We start from the raw sequence: 16,856 nt of genomic DNA, 5'->3' as shown, positions 1-16,856 counted from the left end.
GCGATCGTCATCGTCCCGCTCCCTTCCTCATCTCGGCTACCCTGCAAGCCTAGCAGCGCAGCCCGGGTGAGGGGCGGGCCATCCATAAAGGGGCGATCCACGCCGCCGAGCAGGTGCGGGAAGACGTAAAGGCCGCTCGCGGGGCGTGGTTCGAGAACCAAGACGCCCTCGATCCCAACAGGCTGGTCTTCCTCGACGAGACGGCTGCGGCCACCAACTTGGCGCGCCGCTACGGTCGAGCCCCGCGGGGCGAGCGCTGCCGCCTCGCCGTCCCGCACGGGCATTACAAGACCACCACCATCACCGCCGCCCTGCGCAGCGATGGCCTGTGTGCCACCACCCTGTTCGACGGAGCCACCAACGGCGCACGCTTCCGAGCCTACGTCACCGACACGCTCGTACCCGCGCTCAGGCCCGGCGACACCGTCATCCTCGACAATCTGCAGGCCCACAAGGTGACGGGTGTGCGCGAGGTCATCGAGGCTTCCGGAGCGAGGCTGCTCTACCTCCCGCCCTACAGCCCGGACTTCAATCCTATAGAGCAGATCTTCGCCAAGTTGAAGGGCCTGCTCCGAACCGCGGCAGCCCGCACCGTCACAGACCTGTGGCACACCATCCGGCAGGCCTTCACTCGCCTCACGGCCGACGAGTGCCGCAACTGCATCGCTGCCGCCGGCTACGATACCGACTTGACCGTCGCTACGTGAGCGGGATCGGCTCTAGTGCTGGCATAGTGTTACTGAGCGATACATATAAGCAACATATTTCCGAGAAATTCCACGCTGGCGAAATTGATATGGAAACAAACTAGAAATTGAATAAGATACTTGACGGGGTAAATCGGCAGAGCCGCTGATAAAATCCCCGAGCAGCTTGACGTGATCGACATCTATACATATCGGATTAGAGTACGGGCTATCATTTTATGCAAACCGATTCAAGCAGTTTTGAGCCAACCAGAATCAAAAAAGGATCAATAAATTCTATCTTGCTTGCGCTTGCGTTGACATTTTATTTTGCATTTCCTGCATTTTCAGAAGATTTGCTAGAAATTTCTCTCGATAGAATCGAGTCAAACCGAGATCAAACATATAACTTTAGATTGATTAGAGCAGGAAGAGTATACTTATCATCCAGATTTTACTTTATTGGTACACAAACTAGGGAAGCAGCTAGTAAGGCAATTGGCTCCGCGTACACAAGATGTGAAATCAAAAACACGTGCGGCGAGCCACTAGCCATAAAATTTGAAATCAAAAACCCTGGCAACGACGTATTGTATAGTTTTGTGACTTCTGCGGTGGGTAGAGATCACTTTACCGCGACCTACTTTTCTAGGCCCATGCAAGATTTTTATTTAGATGCCGGCGAATATAACATTACGGTAGTGAGTATTCAACAAAAACTAAATGTCGAACTCCGAAATGTCACTCTCGTTCTATCGACTGATGGAAGAGTCAAGATAAAATAAGGATGTGATCTATGCCAGTTCTAACTATAAACATAGCACCTCCGCTTTCGAATGTTTCTGGCGGAACCAAAACTACAACTGGACACATTTGGTTTGAGTTAGAAGATGGGGGAGACATTCAGAGTTATGGCTTCGCACCTGCCCAACATGGATCTTTGGTCGGCCCCGGAAAAGTTTGGGAAACGGATAGGGAATATTACTTGGAAAAAAGCTACAGTAAATCGATATATATTTCTGGAACAGATGCAGCTAAGTTAGGATATTTTGCTGAAAACCCTGATTTCTATGGATTCGATACAACATATAGAGGCGTAGGTTTTGGAGAAGGCGGGCCTGCAAACAATTGCATTACATTCGTATTCTCAGCATTGAAGCAAATACTTCCAGGAATAGGAAATTATGCGGGTGAAATACTTCCAGTGTCCAACGACAGCACTAAATTGCAATCAATACTCAAAGAAATTGAAATAAAAAATGCTGTAGACAATATTCCAGATGGCACTCCATCGAACGTTGCGTCCATTGCGTCTTCGGGGTTCTTCAGTTGTTTCGCCTCCGGCACACTTATATCAATTTCGGACGGTTCTAAGAAAGAAATCCAGTCTATTAAACCAGGTGATGAAGTACTAGCATTTCGTCATGGGGAGGGCGAAGCCTCTCAAAAATTACATGCTAAAAAAGTTGTGAGAATATTCCATGGCATTACGAATGTATTATTGAATTTAAGAGGTCTGACATGCACGCCCGGACACGTGTTTCTGACGTCAGATATAGCTGGAAATGAGTCTCAATCATTCGCAACGATTGCGAGCATATTGCGTATGGATGGGACAATTATAACCGAGGATGGAGAAAATATCCGGGCTCGGACAGGCGCCAAACTTGGCACCGAAGATGACGCGAAAGTAAGGGTCATTTTCCATGATGCATCAAGAGGCGGCATGCGTGGAAAAGAACGACACGCTATCGTGCGTGCCGGCATCCCCATGCCAGCTATGTCTCTCGTTTCAGGCACAGTTTCATCTCTTCAGCAAACATTGTCCGAGCACCTTATCAATCATCAAATCATCGTAACCCAAGACGGAAGCCTATGTAGTGACGACGGTAAGTACTATGCAGCTTGCAATTGGCCAGAAGGATCGACGCCTTTTGACACTCACGAAGCACGCAACTGGATCATTGAAGTGGATGGAAATTCTTATACTCCATCATGGATTGACAACCTTGTCGAAGAAAGTGAGCAAGATCTATACGTAGTAGACTCTTTGCTAGTGGCCAGTTAAATACGCGACCATGGTATGTTAAATTGCCACTGTCCCAATGACGTTTCTGTAGCTCAAATGCAACATCACCTAATCGCACCCATGATACAACATCCGTCTTCAGAATCCTCTGACCAATCAAGATCTGACAAGACTGTTTCTACCATATTCGGCGAGATCGTTTGGCTAATTAGTCGCAGCTTGGAGCATCGCGAGATCTCTGTTGGCGACTTAGAGCAAATTGTGATGGTGCCACTTCTACTGCGCCAGATACGACTGTTCTACGACGGCAATCAGCCCGCCGCAGTAGTGCTTTACGCTCAAGTCTCCGCTTCCGTGGCAGACCGGCTAGATGCCGGCACAGCGTTGACGGAACTGACGATAGAGGATTGGCAGTCTGGCAAAATCTTGCGGGTAATGATGGTCGTTGCACCGTACGGCGGAGCCGAGATCTATGCTCAGGAGACCTTAAGCTTTCTCGGCAAAATCGCTGATAATGCCCCGTCCTGAGACGTAACTGCAGATAAAGATAGCCTGTCCGAATGTAGGTTACCACACATTCAGAACCAAAGTACCTATCGCGAAGAGTCTATAGCAAAGTCTTTGCGACGCCCACAACGAAGATCGGCCGAAGGCAGCATGCCGGGCCTGACGGAATCCTGGGGGATTTTGGGATATGACCATTGGTTCGCTCACTTGCGCTTCGACAACCGAGACTGTCGAGGACGCAACGCCGTCAGTCCTATACCTCTTTGAACGCATTTTGCCAAATAATGAGAAGAGTGGAGTGACAAGCGCAACCGTGCCAATGGCGTACGCTTTCGTCTATGGGCCTGACACCGCTGATTTATTCGAACGTGCTAGTGAAATCGTTCACCCGAAAAACAATGGAACACTGCAGCAGCCACAGATCCGCGATGGATGGCGTACCTATAATTTTGAGGTTGAGGAGCTACATACCTATATTGCTGATGGAATACGGGTGCATAATGCCTCCGTATTCGATTTGATGCCGAATGACGCAAAGAACATAAGAAATATTCAAGACACAGATAATGATGGATTGCCCGACACAGTTACCTATAATCGCAGTAATGGGGTAGAAGAGACCATCAAAGGAATCCATGTTAATGGAACAACAATTCAATTGGAGAAGACGGTATCTATTGATCGCTATGACCTACTTGGATCTCACGATAAGGTTCGATGGAAAGAAACCTACCAAGGAGCTAGCACGGAACCAGTCCAGAAGGAGGCTGTTTCGATCGAATATGCTAATGGTAGCCTTCAAGGAGAGGAGATCGGCCGCACACTTGGTAGCGTTCTAGGTAGTGCACTCGGCACTCAGAGCGTTTTTGCTCAGGTCGGTAGTGCTACAATTGCTTCGACGTTGCTTCAAAATATTGGAGAATTTCTACATAAAGACGTCGATTTCTCGCTTCTTGCCGCACGCGGCAAGAACGCAAATCCGCTCGAAGCAGCTGTCAAAGATACTTTTCAAGATCTCGGACGAGATCTGAAAGGCAATGCCTTATTACAGGTTAACAATGCTCTTAGTGGAATATTAGTGGGAGAGATTGCCGATGTATTAAATCTTCATGGCTTCGAAAAGGGTATATTTTCTACAGCTGGAAATACAGTAACCAACCAGGTTCTTGGCAACATCAGTGTGATGCTAGGTCTCGGAGAGCCTCCTGCTGGCGTGCTGCGTGCTGATGTTAATCTTCTGCACGGGTTCGATGCGGCGAACATGGCGGTCAATGTCGCTAATAGTTTGGGTGGATATTTTGGTACTCAACTTGGCAGTCTTGCGGTTCAACCGAAATCACCGCAGTCGGCCTTATTTGGCTCAGCTGCCTCAGCCGTTGCCAGTTATGTCTTGTCCACTGTTGGTTTTGCCATTCCGGTGATTGGCCCACTCATTGGCGCGTTTGCCGGACAAGCGCTCGGAAATCTTATTGGAAATGCCCTCTGGGACGACGATCGGCTTGCTCATTACACACTTTATACTGACGCAAATGGCGTAGTGCAGTATGGATATCCGTACACCCAGGACGGTGCAAGCTTGGTTCTATCCGAGTATCTCGCTCGAACAGCGCGCGACTCAATTAATAATGTCTACGGTGAAGCAAGTTCGCATATTGACCCTTCCCATGCATTTAGCCCATTTCAGATGGGATGGTACGTCAACAGTCAAAATCAGAAGATTATGTTTGCCGATGGTACAACATACCAGGCCGCATACAATGTCCATGAAACGCAAGGTATAATATCAGCGGCAGTAAATCATGCTATTTCACGGTCCGAAATCGCAGGGGGCGACATCTTCATACAGCGCGCTTACGCGATGTCGCATCAAGCAGGACTCGTACAGCTTTCCTTCGACCTTCAAGTCGCAGAAGATTTCGTAAAATACTTAGATAATACCCGCGTTATTAACAGTATCATTGCGGACTCACCAAATAGCGACTTCTCCGCTGGCTGGGTCGCCACACTGCAGCGTGCCCGGGAGTTGAGCCTCGACAAGGTCGTTGGCTTCGAGCCGATGGCCTATCTTGCGTCGTACGGAGACCTCCAAAACACCTACGGTACCGATACGCGGGCTGCGACGCGCCACTTTTTCGATTATGGCATCGGCGAGGGGCGACAGGTCAGCTTCGACGCAGCCTCTTACCGAGCCGCCAATGCTGACGTGCAAGCGGCCTTCGGGAACGATCTCGAGGCCGTCGCACGGCATTACGTCCAGTATGGCCGCAATGAGGGTTGGCGTTCGGCGTTCTGGTTCGGTGGTCCCGATGAACGGACGGTGACCGGCGGTGTTGGCACCGACACAATCTCCTACGCCGATACATCAGTCAAAATGACCATCGATTTGCAGGCGCAACGCACGTGGAACGGTACGTTCGGCGACACTCTGGTCTCGATTGAGAACGCCATCGGGTCGCGTTTCGACGACACGTTTATCACCGGAGCAGCCACGCGCCGGATGGAAGGCCGCGACGGTAACGATGGCTTCCACGTCGCCGAGGCCAACGACATCACCGTCGATGGGGGCGCCGGCAGCGACACCATCAGCTACGAGACCTCGACGAGGGCCGGCTACGTCATCAACCTGCACGCAGGGCAGACCTCCAACGGCAGCAGAAGCGATTGGCTCGTCTCGATCGAGAACGCTGTCGGCTCCAACTTCAGCGACACACTGATCGCCGGCCGGACGACCGGATGGCTCCAGGGCCGCGACGGCGACGACACCTTCCTCGTCATCGACAGCAACGGATCGAGCCTCGATGGCGGCAACGGCATCGATACCGTCAGCTACGAGCAGGCGAACACGAGCTACAACATCGCCCTCAATGTGGGCCTCACCTACAACGGCAGCCAGGGTGAGTTCCTGGCCTCGATCGAGAACGCCGTCGGATCGCGCTTCAACGACACTTTCACCGCGGGTAACGGGACCACGCGCCTGGAAGGACGCGACGGTGACGACACCTTCCTCGTCAATGTCAGCAACCACATCAGCGTCCAGGGAGGCAATGGCACCGACACCATCAGCTACGAGAACGCCGGCACTGCATATACCGTCGATCTCAATGCGCAGATGACCAGCGATCGCGTCAGAAGTGGCGAGTTCCTCGCCTCGATCGAGAATGCCGTCGGCTCACGCTTCAACGACACCCTCATCTCCGGAGTCGGCACAACCCGCCTCGATGGACGCGACGGCGACGATGTGCTGCGTGTGGTCCCGGGCAACATCAGCCGCATCATCCTGGATGGCGGCAACGGCAGTGATACCGTCAGCTACGAGGATGCCGGCACCGGCTACTACATCGACCTAAGCGCGCAAGAGACTTGGAACTTCGGAAACCGAGGCGACAAGCTCGTCTCGATCGAGAACGCGATCGGTACGCGCTTCAACGACAGACTGGATGGTGCCGCCGGCAACAACTTGCTTCGAGGAGGAGCAGGCAACGACATCATCAACGGCTGGGATGGCAACGACGAACTGGACGGCGGCGACTTTGAGGATGTCATCAGCGGCGGCAACGGTGACGATCTTCTGATCGGCGGCAATGGTTTCGATACCCTCAGAGGAGATGCGGGGAACGACACGCTCTACGGCGGCAACGAGGATGACACCCTGGATGGCGGCTCGGGTAATAATATCCTCGATGGCGGCATTGGCACCGATACGGCGACCTTCGAGAATGCTGCCACTGGTTACACCATCGATCTCAATGCACAACGCACCTGGAACGGCAGCGTCGGCGATATTCTTGCCTCGATCGAGAATGCCGTCGGCTCACGCTTCAACGACACCCTCATCTCCGGAGTCGGCACAACCCGCCTCGATGGACGCGACGGCGACGATGTGCTGCGTGTGGTCCCGGGCAACATCAGCCGCATCATCCTGGATGGCGGCAACGGCAGTGATACCGTCAGCTACGAGGATGCCGGCACCGGCTACTACATCGACCTAAGCGCGCAAGAGACTTGGAACTTCGGAAACCGAGGCGACAAGCTCGTCTCGATCGAGAACGCGATCGGTACGCGCTTCAACGACAGACTGGATGGTGCCGCCGGCAACAACTTGCTTCGAGGAGGAGCAGGCAACGACATCATCAACGGCTGGGATGGCAACGACGAACTGGACGGCGGCGACTTTGAGGATGTCCTCAGTGGCGGAGCCGGGAATGATGTGCTGATCGGCGGTAGCGGTAATGACACCATATATGGGGGAATGGGTAATGATATCGTATATGGCGGAGATGGAAATGATACGATTTCTGACCTTGCAGGCAATGATGTAATTTATGGAGGCAGCGGTTCAGATACATTTGTATTCGCCAAAAAAGATTTTGGGACACCGGATTATATTAAGGACTTTACTGTCGGCCTGGACATTTTGTACATAGATGATTTTCAAGGATTCGATGACTACTATGACGGGGTTCTGGCAGAAAACATGTTTAAAGACACAACAAAGGCGCCAATAGATGCGGATGATATTATGCTATATAATGGCAGTACAGGGGAATTGTTCTACGATGTTGATGGTGGTGGATCCGCAGCTCGGGTTTTATTCGCTATCTTAGAGAATAATATCGCTATATCACACAGAGATATTTGGATATACAGCGATTGAAGATTCTCGTGCTATAAATACCAGCGCGCCGGCGGCCGGATCGGCTGGCGCACTGGCTTCATCATCGAGATAAATTTTCCGGATTTGAGAATTTATCGATTCAGCCATGAGCAATCATCGTTCTGAAATCTTTCCAACAATCAGAAAGTGTAGACTGGCTTTGCTCGGTGTCACCGTGATGTGTGCGAAGGGCCGCTTATGGTGCAATCCGGCTACTCGGCATCCACCCGCTGGATTACGGCTTTCCAGCCGTCTCGGACCGTCCCGGCTTCACCCATCCCGACCGTTCGCGACATGCAGATTTCAATTACTTTCGAGCACCCGGTAGACCTGCATGCGCGAGCAGCCGACCGCTCGCGCAATGGCGGCTGGGCCATTGCCCTCCGCATGAAGTGCTCGAATCCGGTCGCGGTCGAGCCTGCGCTTGCCACCCACATACACGCCTCCGACCTTCGCTCGCTCGATGCCCTCGCGCTGCCGCTCCTTGATGAAGCGACGTTCCATCTGCGCAACCATGCCGAGCACTGTCAGCACGACATGGCCCATCTCGCCCCGTGTCGAGACATGCGGATCAAGCACGGTGACGAATGCCCCGCGCTGCTCGGCCTCGTGAATCAGGTTGAGCACGTCGCGTGTATCACGACCAAGTCGGTCGAGGCGGGTGACGACGAGTTCGTCGCCGGGGCGAAGGAACTCCATCACCGTGGCCAGCTCGGCCCGGCCCTCTCGCGAGCCGCCGGGTATCTTCTCGGCACGAACGATGCCGCAGCCCTCGGCCTTCAAGCGGGTGAGTTGGGTGTCGAGATCCTGATCGAGGGTGCTCACGCGAGCGTAACCGATGCGGGCCATGGGGTGTCACCTCAGGGTTTTAGGCCCGAGGTGAATAGCGTAACGCTAAATAGTCCCGTCAACCCCGATGTGACGCCCGCTAGCATCATGGAGTGACGTCACACGAGGGTATACCCGTATGTTCACGGCATTTCATTCCGCTCATTTCGCAGCGAAAGCATATAAATAACGCGGTATTGATGCTAAGGATGAGTTTCTACCGCTGGACACGCAAGCTATCGATTCAGAATAAATCTGGCCTGACCTCGGCGATTTTGCTATAAACGCCTCTAGGAACAAGTCCTCTAATCGACGCATCGTGCTCCCTAATTGCGTTTCTTACCAGTTTTCCTTCGTATTGTTTCCGCCGCCTACGCCAAAGCACCGAAACCTCGAAGCCGCATCTTTTTAGCCTTCGAATTTTATCGATGTTCCAGCGCTCATAGATCGTAGTAAACATTATGCAGTCAGCTCCAACAAAATACTTTATTTTCTCCGGCGCATGAATTGGAAAAGGTACGATAGAGATTTTCGCTAAAGGTATATCAGCATCCGCGACAGCAGCCATTATAATCTGGCTTCGCTCCCAATAGGAAAATGGGTTGTCTTGAGCGCGCATACGATGTTCTGGTGACTCTGGATCAAATATTTCGGGCTCATATTGGGTCAGTCCGATTATAAGATTATCGGACCTCCGAAAAGCTTCCTTCATGTACTCGAAATGGCCATTGTGAAACGGCTGGAATCGGCCATGTATACATCCTGTAATCATCTTGAAGCTAGCCTTACTATGCTATCGCCGATGCAGAAGGTTCCAATCTCACAGAAATAAGGCAGATTAAGATCTTCACCTATCTCGGCGAGACAAATCAAAGGACCAAAGAATTGCGGCTCAAAGAGCGCTGCCTGACAGCACCGCCTGTCAATTTTGATCAGATCATGCATGCGCGAACTGTACTCAAGGTAATTTTTGATGTCGGCAGTGTTGCCTTGCTTTAAATTCAGATGATTCAAATGCAATGTATCTGTATGGACGTGCAATGTAAGCCCATGGCGCACGCTTAGCTGATACAAGGCCCCAGCCAGACCGTCCCCGGAAACATCTTTCTTGGGTCCACTTATTCGCTCAATGGCCATATCCCGAAGCTTGAGCGCGTGCGAAACCCCACAGTCTTGCAGCGATGAAGAAGATGCTATTCGCACCTCTCCAACAAGCAAGATACGGCCCTGTCGTGAAGGAATCTGAGAGGATGAGATTTGCTCGCCGACCACGCTGACAGTTATGCTAGCCCTACCATCCCACCGACTCGTGTGAAGCTTGCCCACGCGGCAGCCAGAGAGCTCTGCTATTTTCTTTATTTCCGCCCCAAGCGTGTCTAGAACCTCAATGTCTGTAGTCAGCGGTAATGTTAACGAGATCGAAAATGATGACGGTCGCCCGCCTGCAGCGTATATATCGTTCATCGAATGCAGTATGGCCATTCTGACGGAACCAGACAAGTCTGTAGATTGAAGCGCAACTGTATCTATCGAGACCAATCCATTTTTTACGACTGGCAGTGATACAGCGTCCGCCCAGTAGGTCTCGACCGTACCAAACTTTACCTGCAGTTCTTCCATCATGGAAAGCGGGAGCTTGCCGAAACAGCCACCTTCAGTGTTCGACATAGCGACTAAAATCCCACGGATCAGAAGACTCCCACAGCCGGTCAAAGTATCCACGGTATGCAAAATAGAAGTTGTCTGTCGCCGATGTACTGCTCTTTAGAATCACCTGCTGCGGGAGATGTCTGCCGTCGCCCCTACCGTATACGTTGTAAGATAGCAAAAGCGTCTCGTCATCAATAAACATCATACGAAAATTCTGAAAATCGCGAAGTGTTTCGGCCTTATAGAACCTTACTTCAAATCGAGCGCCTCGCTCTAGTCGGAGGCTGCGAAGTTTTCTTAGGGACCTACGGACGTTATCTCCATATGATCCCGGCGCTACGTCCGCCTGCAGTTCTGCATTTGCAATGATCCGGTTGTCGGGCGTTGAAAGCAAAAAGCGTACTGGCGTCACTCCATGGTTGCACCTGAGAATAGTCTCATCGAAATTTTGCGCGCTTGTTAGCTTGTAGGCACCAGTTCCGAGGAACAAAAAGCTATCTCGGCATAGGCTGAGAGCCGCAGCATAGTCAGTTCCCTGCTCAACCGAAAGATGCGCTGCATGGAGCCCGATCCTCGCGAATCTCCACTGTATGTAGATCATAGAAATCGAAAAAGTCAGAGGACCCACTACAAGCGGATCGAGGCTTTTTCCATTAAATAACACTGATGCTTTGGCTGAAATAAATCCCAAGATCAGGGAAACTGTAAAAAGCACGCAAGTGCGGGGCACAAATTTATTAGCGAGATTGAAGGCAATTTTTCCAACGACTCTATTTTTTGTGAGCCAACTAGCCAATCTTGCTCCGAGGTATATAATACCACCAGAGGCAATGTTAACGAGGAGGCCGCCAACGGTTAGTCCATCGAGGCTAGTCAGTTCCATCCAACGATCTCTTTCTGGATGAGATATTCAGACCAATTTTCGAACTGGCTTAACCGACTTCGCATTTGTTGAATGCTCTCAAATTTAGCATCCGTCAGAAACCCTTTTTCCCCAATAGTGAAATCCTGATTTGGCACGTCCACACAGAATACAATGCCAATATGTTGCCGACTTACATCGGTGCGCGGATCGTACAATAAGCCACGGAAATCCATTGCTTCTGGTTTGGCGGGCAATCTGAGTTCCTCAGTCAGTTCCCGATCCAACAAGTATAAAGCTTGCTCAGGATCGCTAAACCTAAATAAGGGCATCAAATCCGCGGCAGTTAAGTGTCCGCCAAAGAAACAAGAATAAGTATTATGCAGTCGCCCCTCCGGCAGCCGACGCGACCGCTTGTAAGTGAGAAAATCTTGGTAGCATCTCACGACGTAGACTGATATTAACTGGATTATGTCGTATCGTTCTTCTGCATCTGACCGTTTGATTGAGAAGCATGAAGCCAGAAGCTCCTGATGGGTTTCATCGCCCCGCTTGAAGCCGTCTTCCTGTACAAATCGGCGGAGCAATGAGGCATCAAACGCCAAGATCTCTTCGTCGGTAAGTGCAACTGTCCGTCGAGGAACAATCCTCTCCTGGATGCCATGATTCCATTCGCGCAGAGCGAAACGGCTTCCATCGGACCGCATGAAACGGCTTTGTCCCTTTAGGCGCAGGATATCGACTGAAAGCCGAGCGTTAAGCGTCTTTACAGGAGTTTTGCCGTCTGTCACCAATATGCCCCGTGAACGCGCCTCATGGATAATCTCGGCGACTGTCATCGGGCGTTCGAACTGCCGCAAAATCTCGTAAGCTGCCGTCAGAAACGTCGTAGGTTTCGTCATCGCACAGGCTCAATGATTTGAGTAGGGGGCGGCTTAATGAGAGCTCGGCAAGTGTCGAGGCTCAAGGCGCTCAAGACCAAGCTGTCGCAGCTTTTAGGGCTTACTTGCAGGCTTCTTCGACGGCTCAACCGGCTTGATGCTTCCTGTCTCAGATACACGATTCTGGGTCTGATCAAGGCGCTTCTTGGAAGCGATAAGCTCATGCTGTGAGCTGGCAAGCTGCCGCTTAGCCGCATCGCGAGCAGCATTAGCTTGGCTGAGTTCCCTTTGGGCGGAGGCGAGCTTCCCTTGCCACTCACGAAGCAGTTCAATGTTCGCCTGTTCCAGCCGTTTTTGACGTTCAATGAGGCCGTCTCGATCCGCTTGCAGGATGCTGGCCTGAATCGTGAGATCGCGGTTGGCTGAAGCTTTGCTCGCGTAGGCTCCCCAGCCCGCTAGGGCGTAAGCCCCCATGATTAGGGGCACAGCCACAGTACGCGTTGGCGTCCAAGCAAAAATTGCCTGGATCTTCCAGCGTAGCAGTTCCAGCATGCGATTCATGGATCCGTTATCTCTCGTCGCACGCGGCGGACCATGTTGATCCGAACGGCCGATTGATCCGGCTCCCGACAATGCGCGCGTAGCGTTAATGCGCGCTTACGACGAGGATCAGGAAATGGTGTGGTTATGCTCCACACTCAATCAGAGTGACGGATTGCCCGAATCGCTTAGTGTCTCTCACAAAAGTCCCGCCGCGCTATCGTTGCCAGAGCGGGAGCGGTCCGTGACCGGGAGTTTTGTGAGGCACTCTTAGTGTCAGCGTGGGTGATGCTCCGATGTCATGCAATTGCAGCCGGTACAAACCTATTGAAAATGTGGGGTTTTATGAGGGCTGCTCAAGGCGCTCATAGAGGAAAACACAAATTTTGCAATAACTTAGATAGGATTGTTGGCGGAAGGGGTGGGATTCGAACCCACGGTGGAGTTGCCCCCACGGCGGTTTTCAAGACCGCTGCCTTAAACCACTCGGCCACCCTTCCAAGCCGTTGCAGAGCTTGGCGAAGTCGGTTCCATCTCGTTGGGCCGGAACCCCCGTTTGCTACCGCTTTGCTACCATTTCAAACGGTAGTCCTGTCTATGGCCGCCCGGAGGGCAGCGTCAACCTTCGCTGCCGCGTCCTCCTGCATGCCCGGCAGTACGTGGGAGTACAGGTCCGGCGTGATGGCAATGCTGGAGTGCCCAAGCCGCTCCTGCGCGATCTTCGGGTGGATCCCGTTGGCGAGCATCTGCGTCGCATGGCTGTGCCGAAGATCGTGGACGCGGATGCGAGGCAGCGTCTCTGCCTGTGCCAGGATCCACACGAACTCGTGGGTCAAGCTGTTGGGCGGCACAGGCTGGCCGTCTGCCTGAGCAAACACGTGGTGATCGTCGGTCGGGCGGATCCGGAGCCTCAGCAACTCCTCGCCTTGCCGGAGACGGTGCTGACGAAGCTCCTCCGTTGCCAGAGACGGGAGCGCCACCTGTCGAGATCAGCCGCTCTTCGACTCCTTCGATCGCGTGCCGGCGCGTGTGCTCAGTGCTTTACACGATCGCCAGTTGACCGGTGGTGAACTCGACCGCGCGCTCCCGCAGGGCAGTCACCTCCCCTCCCCTCAGCCCGCCGAGCGTGCCGAGCACCACACCCCTGCCCTTCATCTTAGCGTGAGAGACGCGCGGCGAAGAACTCGGCCACGGCCTCCACCTTGGCGGGCCGCGTCTATGCGCTCGGCGTAACGAAGGAGAGCGCGCCGCCCGGCAGGCACCAGCCCGGCAGCAGAACTTCCAGTCGTCCGTCGGCAAGGTACTCGGCGGCGATGAAGGCCGGCAATTCGTCAACGCTGGGACCCTCCCGCCCCATCCGCACCTTCGGTGGCGGTAGCCTAAATGACTGTTTGGGATCAGGAGTTCGGGCGCCGTTTGGACTGGAACGCGCCGATTTTTTCAAAAACTCGGCTTTGGCTTATATAGCGTCGCTAGATGAGGCGATCCAAGAATTGTCTTCTATTTGCCCACTGAGATAGCGCTGCAACTGCGGGATCGTAACGCTGATGAAAGATAAAAATTATCTGCAGCGCCCTCTCGGATGATGCTTGAGGCGCTGCCTCCGAGTTCTTCAACAAAATCTGTCAGTAAAATCTGTCAGTAGCGGATCGACGTCACAGGTCGGCGGGAGGTCCGCTTCTGCCGCACATTCGAACCGGGCTGCCGCCTCCTCATCTACCATTAATCAGCTTCGCTACAGCCCTGTCGGGAAGGTCTCGCTCTCGCCTTGGCAAGGATCCGTGACGGGCAGCCCGGTGACGGCTGCGGTCTGCTCGAACCAAACGAAGGCGTCAAACTGCTGCGGCAGCACGGCCTTGAAGTAGTGGCTCGGAAACTCGCTTCCAGACCGGTAAACTACCCCGATCGCGCGTTCGAGCCGCGGCTGTGTCAATGCCACCCTCAATTCTCGTGCCTGGGGCACTCGGAGGTCCGTCAGACTTCGGCTGTGACCGGCCGCACGGAAGAGGGCCTCGTAACTCCTCAGCCTGATCGAGCGCGAGCAGGCGATCGAGACCAGGGCGCATCACGATCGGGAGCGGCCGTGACGCCCTGCTTCATAGCCGACACCCTCGATGATGCGTGGTAGGGTTGGCCGCATGTCAGATGAACAAATTCGCCTTGGCGCCCTGCACCACCAAGACGTGCGGGCAACCAAGGCCATCGAAGCGGCCGCAGATCGGCATGACCGCTACCGGCTGCTGGTTGAGGCAATCGTCGATTACGCGATCTATATGCTCGACCCGCAGGGTAATATTGCGAGCTGGAACCCAGGGGCCCAGCGCTTCAAGGGCTATACGACCGACGAGATCATCGGCCAGCACTTCTCCCGCTTTTACACGGCCGAGGACCGAGCGACGGATCTGCCGACTCGTGCCCTGCATATTGCGGCCACCGAGGGCCGCTTCGAGCAGGAGGGATGGCGCGTTCGCAAGGACGGTTCCCTGATGTGGGCGCACGTGCTGATCGATCCGATCCGAAGCGAGGACGGCCAGCTTGTCGGCTACGCCAAAATCACTCGTGACCTGAGCGAGCGGAAGGCGACGCAGGAGGCCTTGCGGCAGAGTGAACAGCGCTTCCGCCTGCTGGTGCAGGGTGTTCAGGACTACGCGATCTACATGCTCGACCCGCAGGGCAAGGTGTCGAGCTGGAACCGCGGCGCGCAGCGCTTCAAGGGCTACAACGACGAGGAAATCATCGGGGAGCACTTCTCTCGGTTCTACACGGATGAGGACCGGGCGACGGATCTGCCTACCCGTGCCCTGCAAACGGCAGCAAGGGAGGGCCGCTTCGAGGCCGAGGGTTGGCGCGTGCGCAAGGACGGCACTTGGTTTTGGGCTCACGTGGTGATTGACGCAATTCGCGGTGATCACAACGAACTGGTCGGGTTCGCCAAGATCACCCGGGACGTCACCGAGCGGCGCAACGTCCAGCTGGAGTTGGAAGCGACCCGCGCGCGCTTCATCCAGTCCCAGAAGATGGAGGCCATCGGCCAGCTCACTGGCGGCGTGGCGCACGACTTCAACAATCTGCTGGCAGTCGTGTTGGGCAATCTGAGCCTTGTCCGCAAGCGCCTGCCGAACGACCCCAAGCTGCGGCAGCTGATCGAGAATTCGATCCAGGCCGCCGAGCGTGGCGCAACGCTGACAAAGCGCATGCTCGCCTTCGCCCGCCGACAGGAGTTGACCAGAGGGCCTGTAGACGTGCCGCAACTGGTGCGTGGCATGGCCGAGCTACTGCAGCGCTCAATCAGCTCCAACATTCCGGTTAGCACGCAGTTTCCGCTGCAGCTGCCGCTCGCCTTCGTCGACGCAAGCCAGCTGGAGTTGGCGCTGCTCAACCTCACTGTGAACGCCCGCGATGCCATGCCGGATGGCGGCTCGATCACAATCTCAGCCCGGGAGGAACGGGTCGATACCAGCGAGGTCGCCGGTCTTTCTGCGGGCAGCTACGTCTGCCTGTCGGTGACCGATACCGGCGAGGGGATGGATGAGCAAACGCTCGCCCGAGCCACCGAGCCGTTCTTCACCACCAAGGGTGTTGGCAAGGGTACGGGGCTAGGCCTCTCGATGATCCACGGCTTTGCCGGGCAATCCGGCGGACGCTTGGTGCTCAAGAGCACCCTGGGACAGGGGACGACCGCTGAGCTGTGGCTTCCCGTGGCCGATGCAGGCCTCCTCTGTCGAGAGGGCGAGACGCCTCATCCGGATCTTCCGACCCTGAACCCGATGACGGTGCTGGTCGTCGATGATGATCCGCTGGTGTTGATGAACACCTCGGCGATGCTGGAGGACCTTGGTCACCAGGTGCTGGAGGCGACCTCGGCACAGCAGGCTCTGCGCATCCTGCGCCGCTCCGCCAAAACCATCGATCTCGTGATCACCGATCAGGTCATGCCGGGCATGACCGGCGTTCAGCTGATCGAGGCGATCCGAGCGGCACACGCAGAGCTGCCGGTGATCCTCGCCAGCGGCTACGCCGAATTGCCGGATGACAGGATCACGGCGCTCACGCGCCTAGGCAAGCCGTTCGAGCAGGTCGATCTCGCACGCGCACTTGTGACGAGCGTCCGGCCAGAGGCGAAGATTGCGCCGTTCCAACCCAGGTGAGGCTGACGCTGGCGCCGGTGTCTGCGTGAGTGAGACGGCGGGGAGGAGTGTGATGTGGCGCCACTCTGAAT

General features: G+C 54.3%; 13 protein-coding genes, 1 tRNA gene and 1 pseudogene. 5 read left to right on the top strand and 10 right to left on the bottom strand.

Annotated elements, in window-relative coordinates; translation table 11 throughout:
- Positions 1 to 86: 86 nt before the first annotated feature.
- The 4 genes and pseudogenes from FHU13_RS23690 to FHU13_RS23675 form a co-directional block, all read left to right on the top strand.
- A pseudogene (locus FHU13_RS23690) lies at positions 87 to 707 on the top strand (IS630 family transposase); the annotation flags it as partial.
- A gap of 775 nt (positions 708 to 1,482) precedes the next feature.
- Positions 1,483 to 2,754 (top strand): Hint domain-containing protein, encoded by a 1,272-nt coding sequence (locus tag FHU13_RS23685; RefSeq protein WP_183438293.1) that lies wholly within the window; start codon positions 1,483 to 1,485, stop codon positions 2,752 to 2,754.
- A gap of 81 nt (positions 2,755 to 2,835) precedes the next feature.
- Complete coding sequence (locus FHU13_RS23680; RefSeq protein WP_183438292.1) at positions 2,836 to 3,243, top strand: toxin-activating lysine-acyltransferase; 408 nt, start codon at positions 2,836 to 2,838, stop codon at positions 3,241 to 3,243.
- 166 nt (positions 3,244 to 3,409) lie between these two features.
- Positions 3,410 to 7,876 (top strand): calcium-binding protein, encoded by a 4,467-nt coding sequence (locus FHU13_RS23675; protein ID WP_183438291.1) that lies wholly within the window; start codon positions 3,410 to 3,412, stop codon positions 7,874 to 7,876.
- A gap of 303 nt (positions 7,877 to 8,179) precedes the next feature.
- On the opposite strand, the gene FHU13_RS23670 is transcribed toward FHU13_RS23675, so the two are convergent.
- The 10 genes from FHU13_RS23670 to FHU13_RS23625 form a co-directional block, all read right to left on the bottom strand.
- Entirely contained in the window at positions 8,180 to 8,725 is a 546-nt protein-coding gene (locus tag FHU13_RS23670) for a recombinase family protein (protein WP_183438290.1), read from the bottom strand.
- A 223-nt stretch (positions 8,726 to 8,948) separates the two neighbouring features.
- A complete protein-coding gene (locus FHU13_RS28645) occupies positions 8,949 to 9,476 on the bottom strand; it encodes an adenylyltransferase/cytidyltransferase family protein (protein WP_183438289.1) in 528 nt (175 codons plus the stop codon).
- A complete protein-coding gene (locus tag FHU13_RS23660) occupies positions 9,473 to 10,372 on the bottom strand; it encodes an AIR synthase related protein (RefSeq protein WP_183438288.1) in 900 nt (299 codons plus the stop codon). Before FHU13_RS23660 ends, FHU13_RS28645 begins: the two co-directional genes overlap by 4 nt.
- Complete coding sequence (locus tag FHU13_RS23655; protein WP_183438287.1) at positions 10,359 to 11,237, bottom strand: hypothetical protein; 879 nt, start codon at positions 11,235 to 11,237, stop codon at positions 10,359 to 10,361. Before FHU13_RS23655 ends, FHU13_RS23660 begins: the two co-directional genes overlap by 14 nt.
- Positions 11,228 to 12,118, bottom strand: coding sequence for an HTH domain-containing protein (locus FHU13_RS23650; protein ID WP_183438286.1), 891 nt, complete (start codon positions 12,116 to 12,118; stop codon positions 11,228 to 11,230). Before FHU13_RS23650 ends, FHU13_RS23655 begins: the two co-directional genes overlap by 10 nt.
- A gap of 93 nt (positions 12,119 to 12,211) precedes the next feature.
- Positions 12,212 to 12,658, bottom strand: coding sequence for a hypothetical protein (locus FHU13_RS23645; protein WP_183438285.1), 447 nt, complete (start codon positions 12,656 to 12,658; stop codon positions 12,212 to 12,214).
- Positions 12,659 to 13,047: 389 nt separating this feature from the next.
- Positions 13,048 to 13,137, bottom strand: a tRNA-Ser gene (locus FHU13_RS23640).
- A gap of 78 nt (positions 13,138 to 13,215) precedes the next feature.
- On the bottom strand, positions 13,216 to 13,617 hold the full coding sequence (locus tag FHU13_RS28455) for a tyrosine-type recombinase/integrase (RefSeq protein WP_312889635.1): 402 nt from the start codon (positions 13,615 to 13,617) through the stop codon (positions 13,216 to 13,218).
- A gap of 236 nt (positions 13,618 to 13,853) precedes the next feature.
- On the bottom strand, positions 13,854 to 13,994 hold the full coding sequence (locus tag FHU13_RS23630) for a hypothetical protein (protein WP_183438284.1): 141 nt from the start codon (positions 13,992 to 13,994) through the stop codon (positions 13,854 to 13,856).
- Between the two features lie 378 nt (positions 13,995 to 14,372).
- Positions 14,373 to 14,663, bottom strand: coding sequence for an erythromycin esterase family protein (locus FHU13_RS23625; protein ID WP_281411657.1), 291 nt, complete (start codon positions 14,661 to 14,663; stop codon positions 14,373 to 14,375).
- Between the two features lie 157 nt (positions 14,664 to 14,820).
- On the opposite strand from FHU13_RS23625, the gene FHU13_RS23620 reads away from it, so the two are divergent.
- On the top strand, positions 14,821 to 16,785 hold the full coding sequence (locus FHU13_RS23620; RefSeq protein ID WP_409518533.1) for a PAS domain S-box protein: 1,965 nt from the start codon (positions 14,821 to 14,823) through the stop codon (positions 16,783 to 16,785).
- The last annotated feature ends 71 nt before the right edge of the window (positions 16,786 to 16,856 follow it).

The organism is Methylobacterium sp. R2-1 (assembly GCF_014191355.1).
Classification (GTDB): Bacteria; Pseudomonadota; Alphaproteobacteria; order Rhizobiales; family Beijerinckiaceae; genus Methylobacterium.
Note: the sequence above shows the minus strand (reverse complement) of the source record. Positions and strands in the feature narration are given on the sequence as shown.

Bases quoted from the DNA above. Each gene is read 5' to 3' on its own strand.
- FHU13_RS23645 (WP_183438285.1), bottom strand. From the start codon at position 12,658: ATGAATCGCATGCTGGAACTGCTACGCTGGAAGATCCAGGCAATTTTT.
- FHU13_RS23675 (WP_183438291.1), top strand. From the start codon at position 3,410: ATGACCATTGGTTCGCTCACTTGCGCTTCGACAACCGAGACTGTCGAG.
- FHU13_RS23650 (WP_183438286.1), bottom strand. From the start codon at position 12,118: ATGACGAAACCTACGACGTTTCTGACGGCAGCTTACGAGATTTTGCGG.
- FHU13_RS23680 (WP_183438292.1), top strand. From the start codon at position 2,836: ATGATACAACATCCGTCTTCAGAATCCTCTGACCAATCAAGATCTGAC.
- FHU13_RS28645 (WP_183438289.1), bottom strand. From the start codon at position 9,476: ATGATTACAGGATGTATACATGGCCGATTCCAGCCGTTTCACAATGGC.
- FHU13_RS23655 (WP_183438287.1), bottom strand. From the start codon at position 11,237: ATGGAACTGACTAGCCTCGATGGACTAACCGTTGGCGGCCTCCTCGTT.
- FHU13_RS23685 (WP_183438293.1), top strand. From the start codon at position 1,483: ATGCCAGTTCTAACTATAAACATAGCACCTCCGCTTTCGAATGTTTCT.
- FHU13_RS23660 (WP_183438288.1), bottom strand. From the start codon at position 10,372: ATGTCGAACACTGAAGGTGGCTGTTTCGGCAAGCTCCCGCTTTCCATG.
- FHU13_RS23670 (WP_183438290.1), bottom strand. From the start codon at position 8,725: ATGGCCCGCATCGGTTACGCTCGCGTGAGCACCCTCGATCAGGATCTC.
- FHU13_RS23630 (WP_183438284.1), bottom strand. From the start codon at position 13,994: ATGGGGCGGGAGGGTCCCAGCGTTGACGAATTGCCGGCCTTCATCGCC.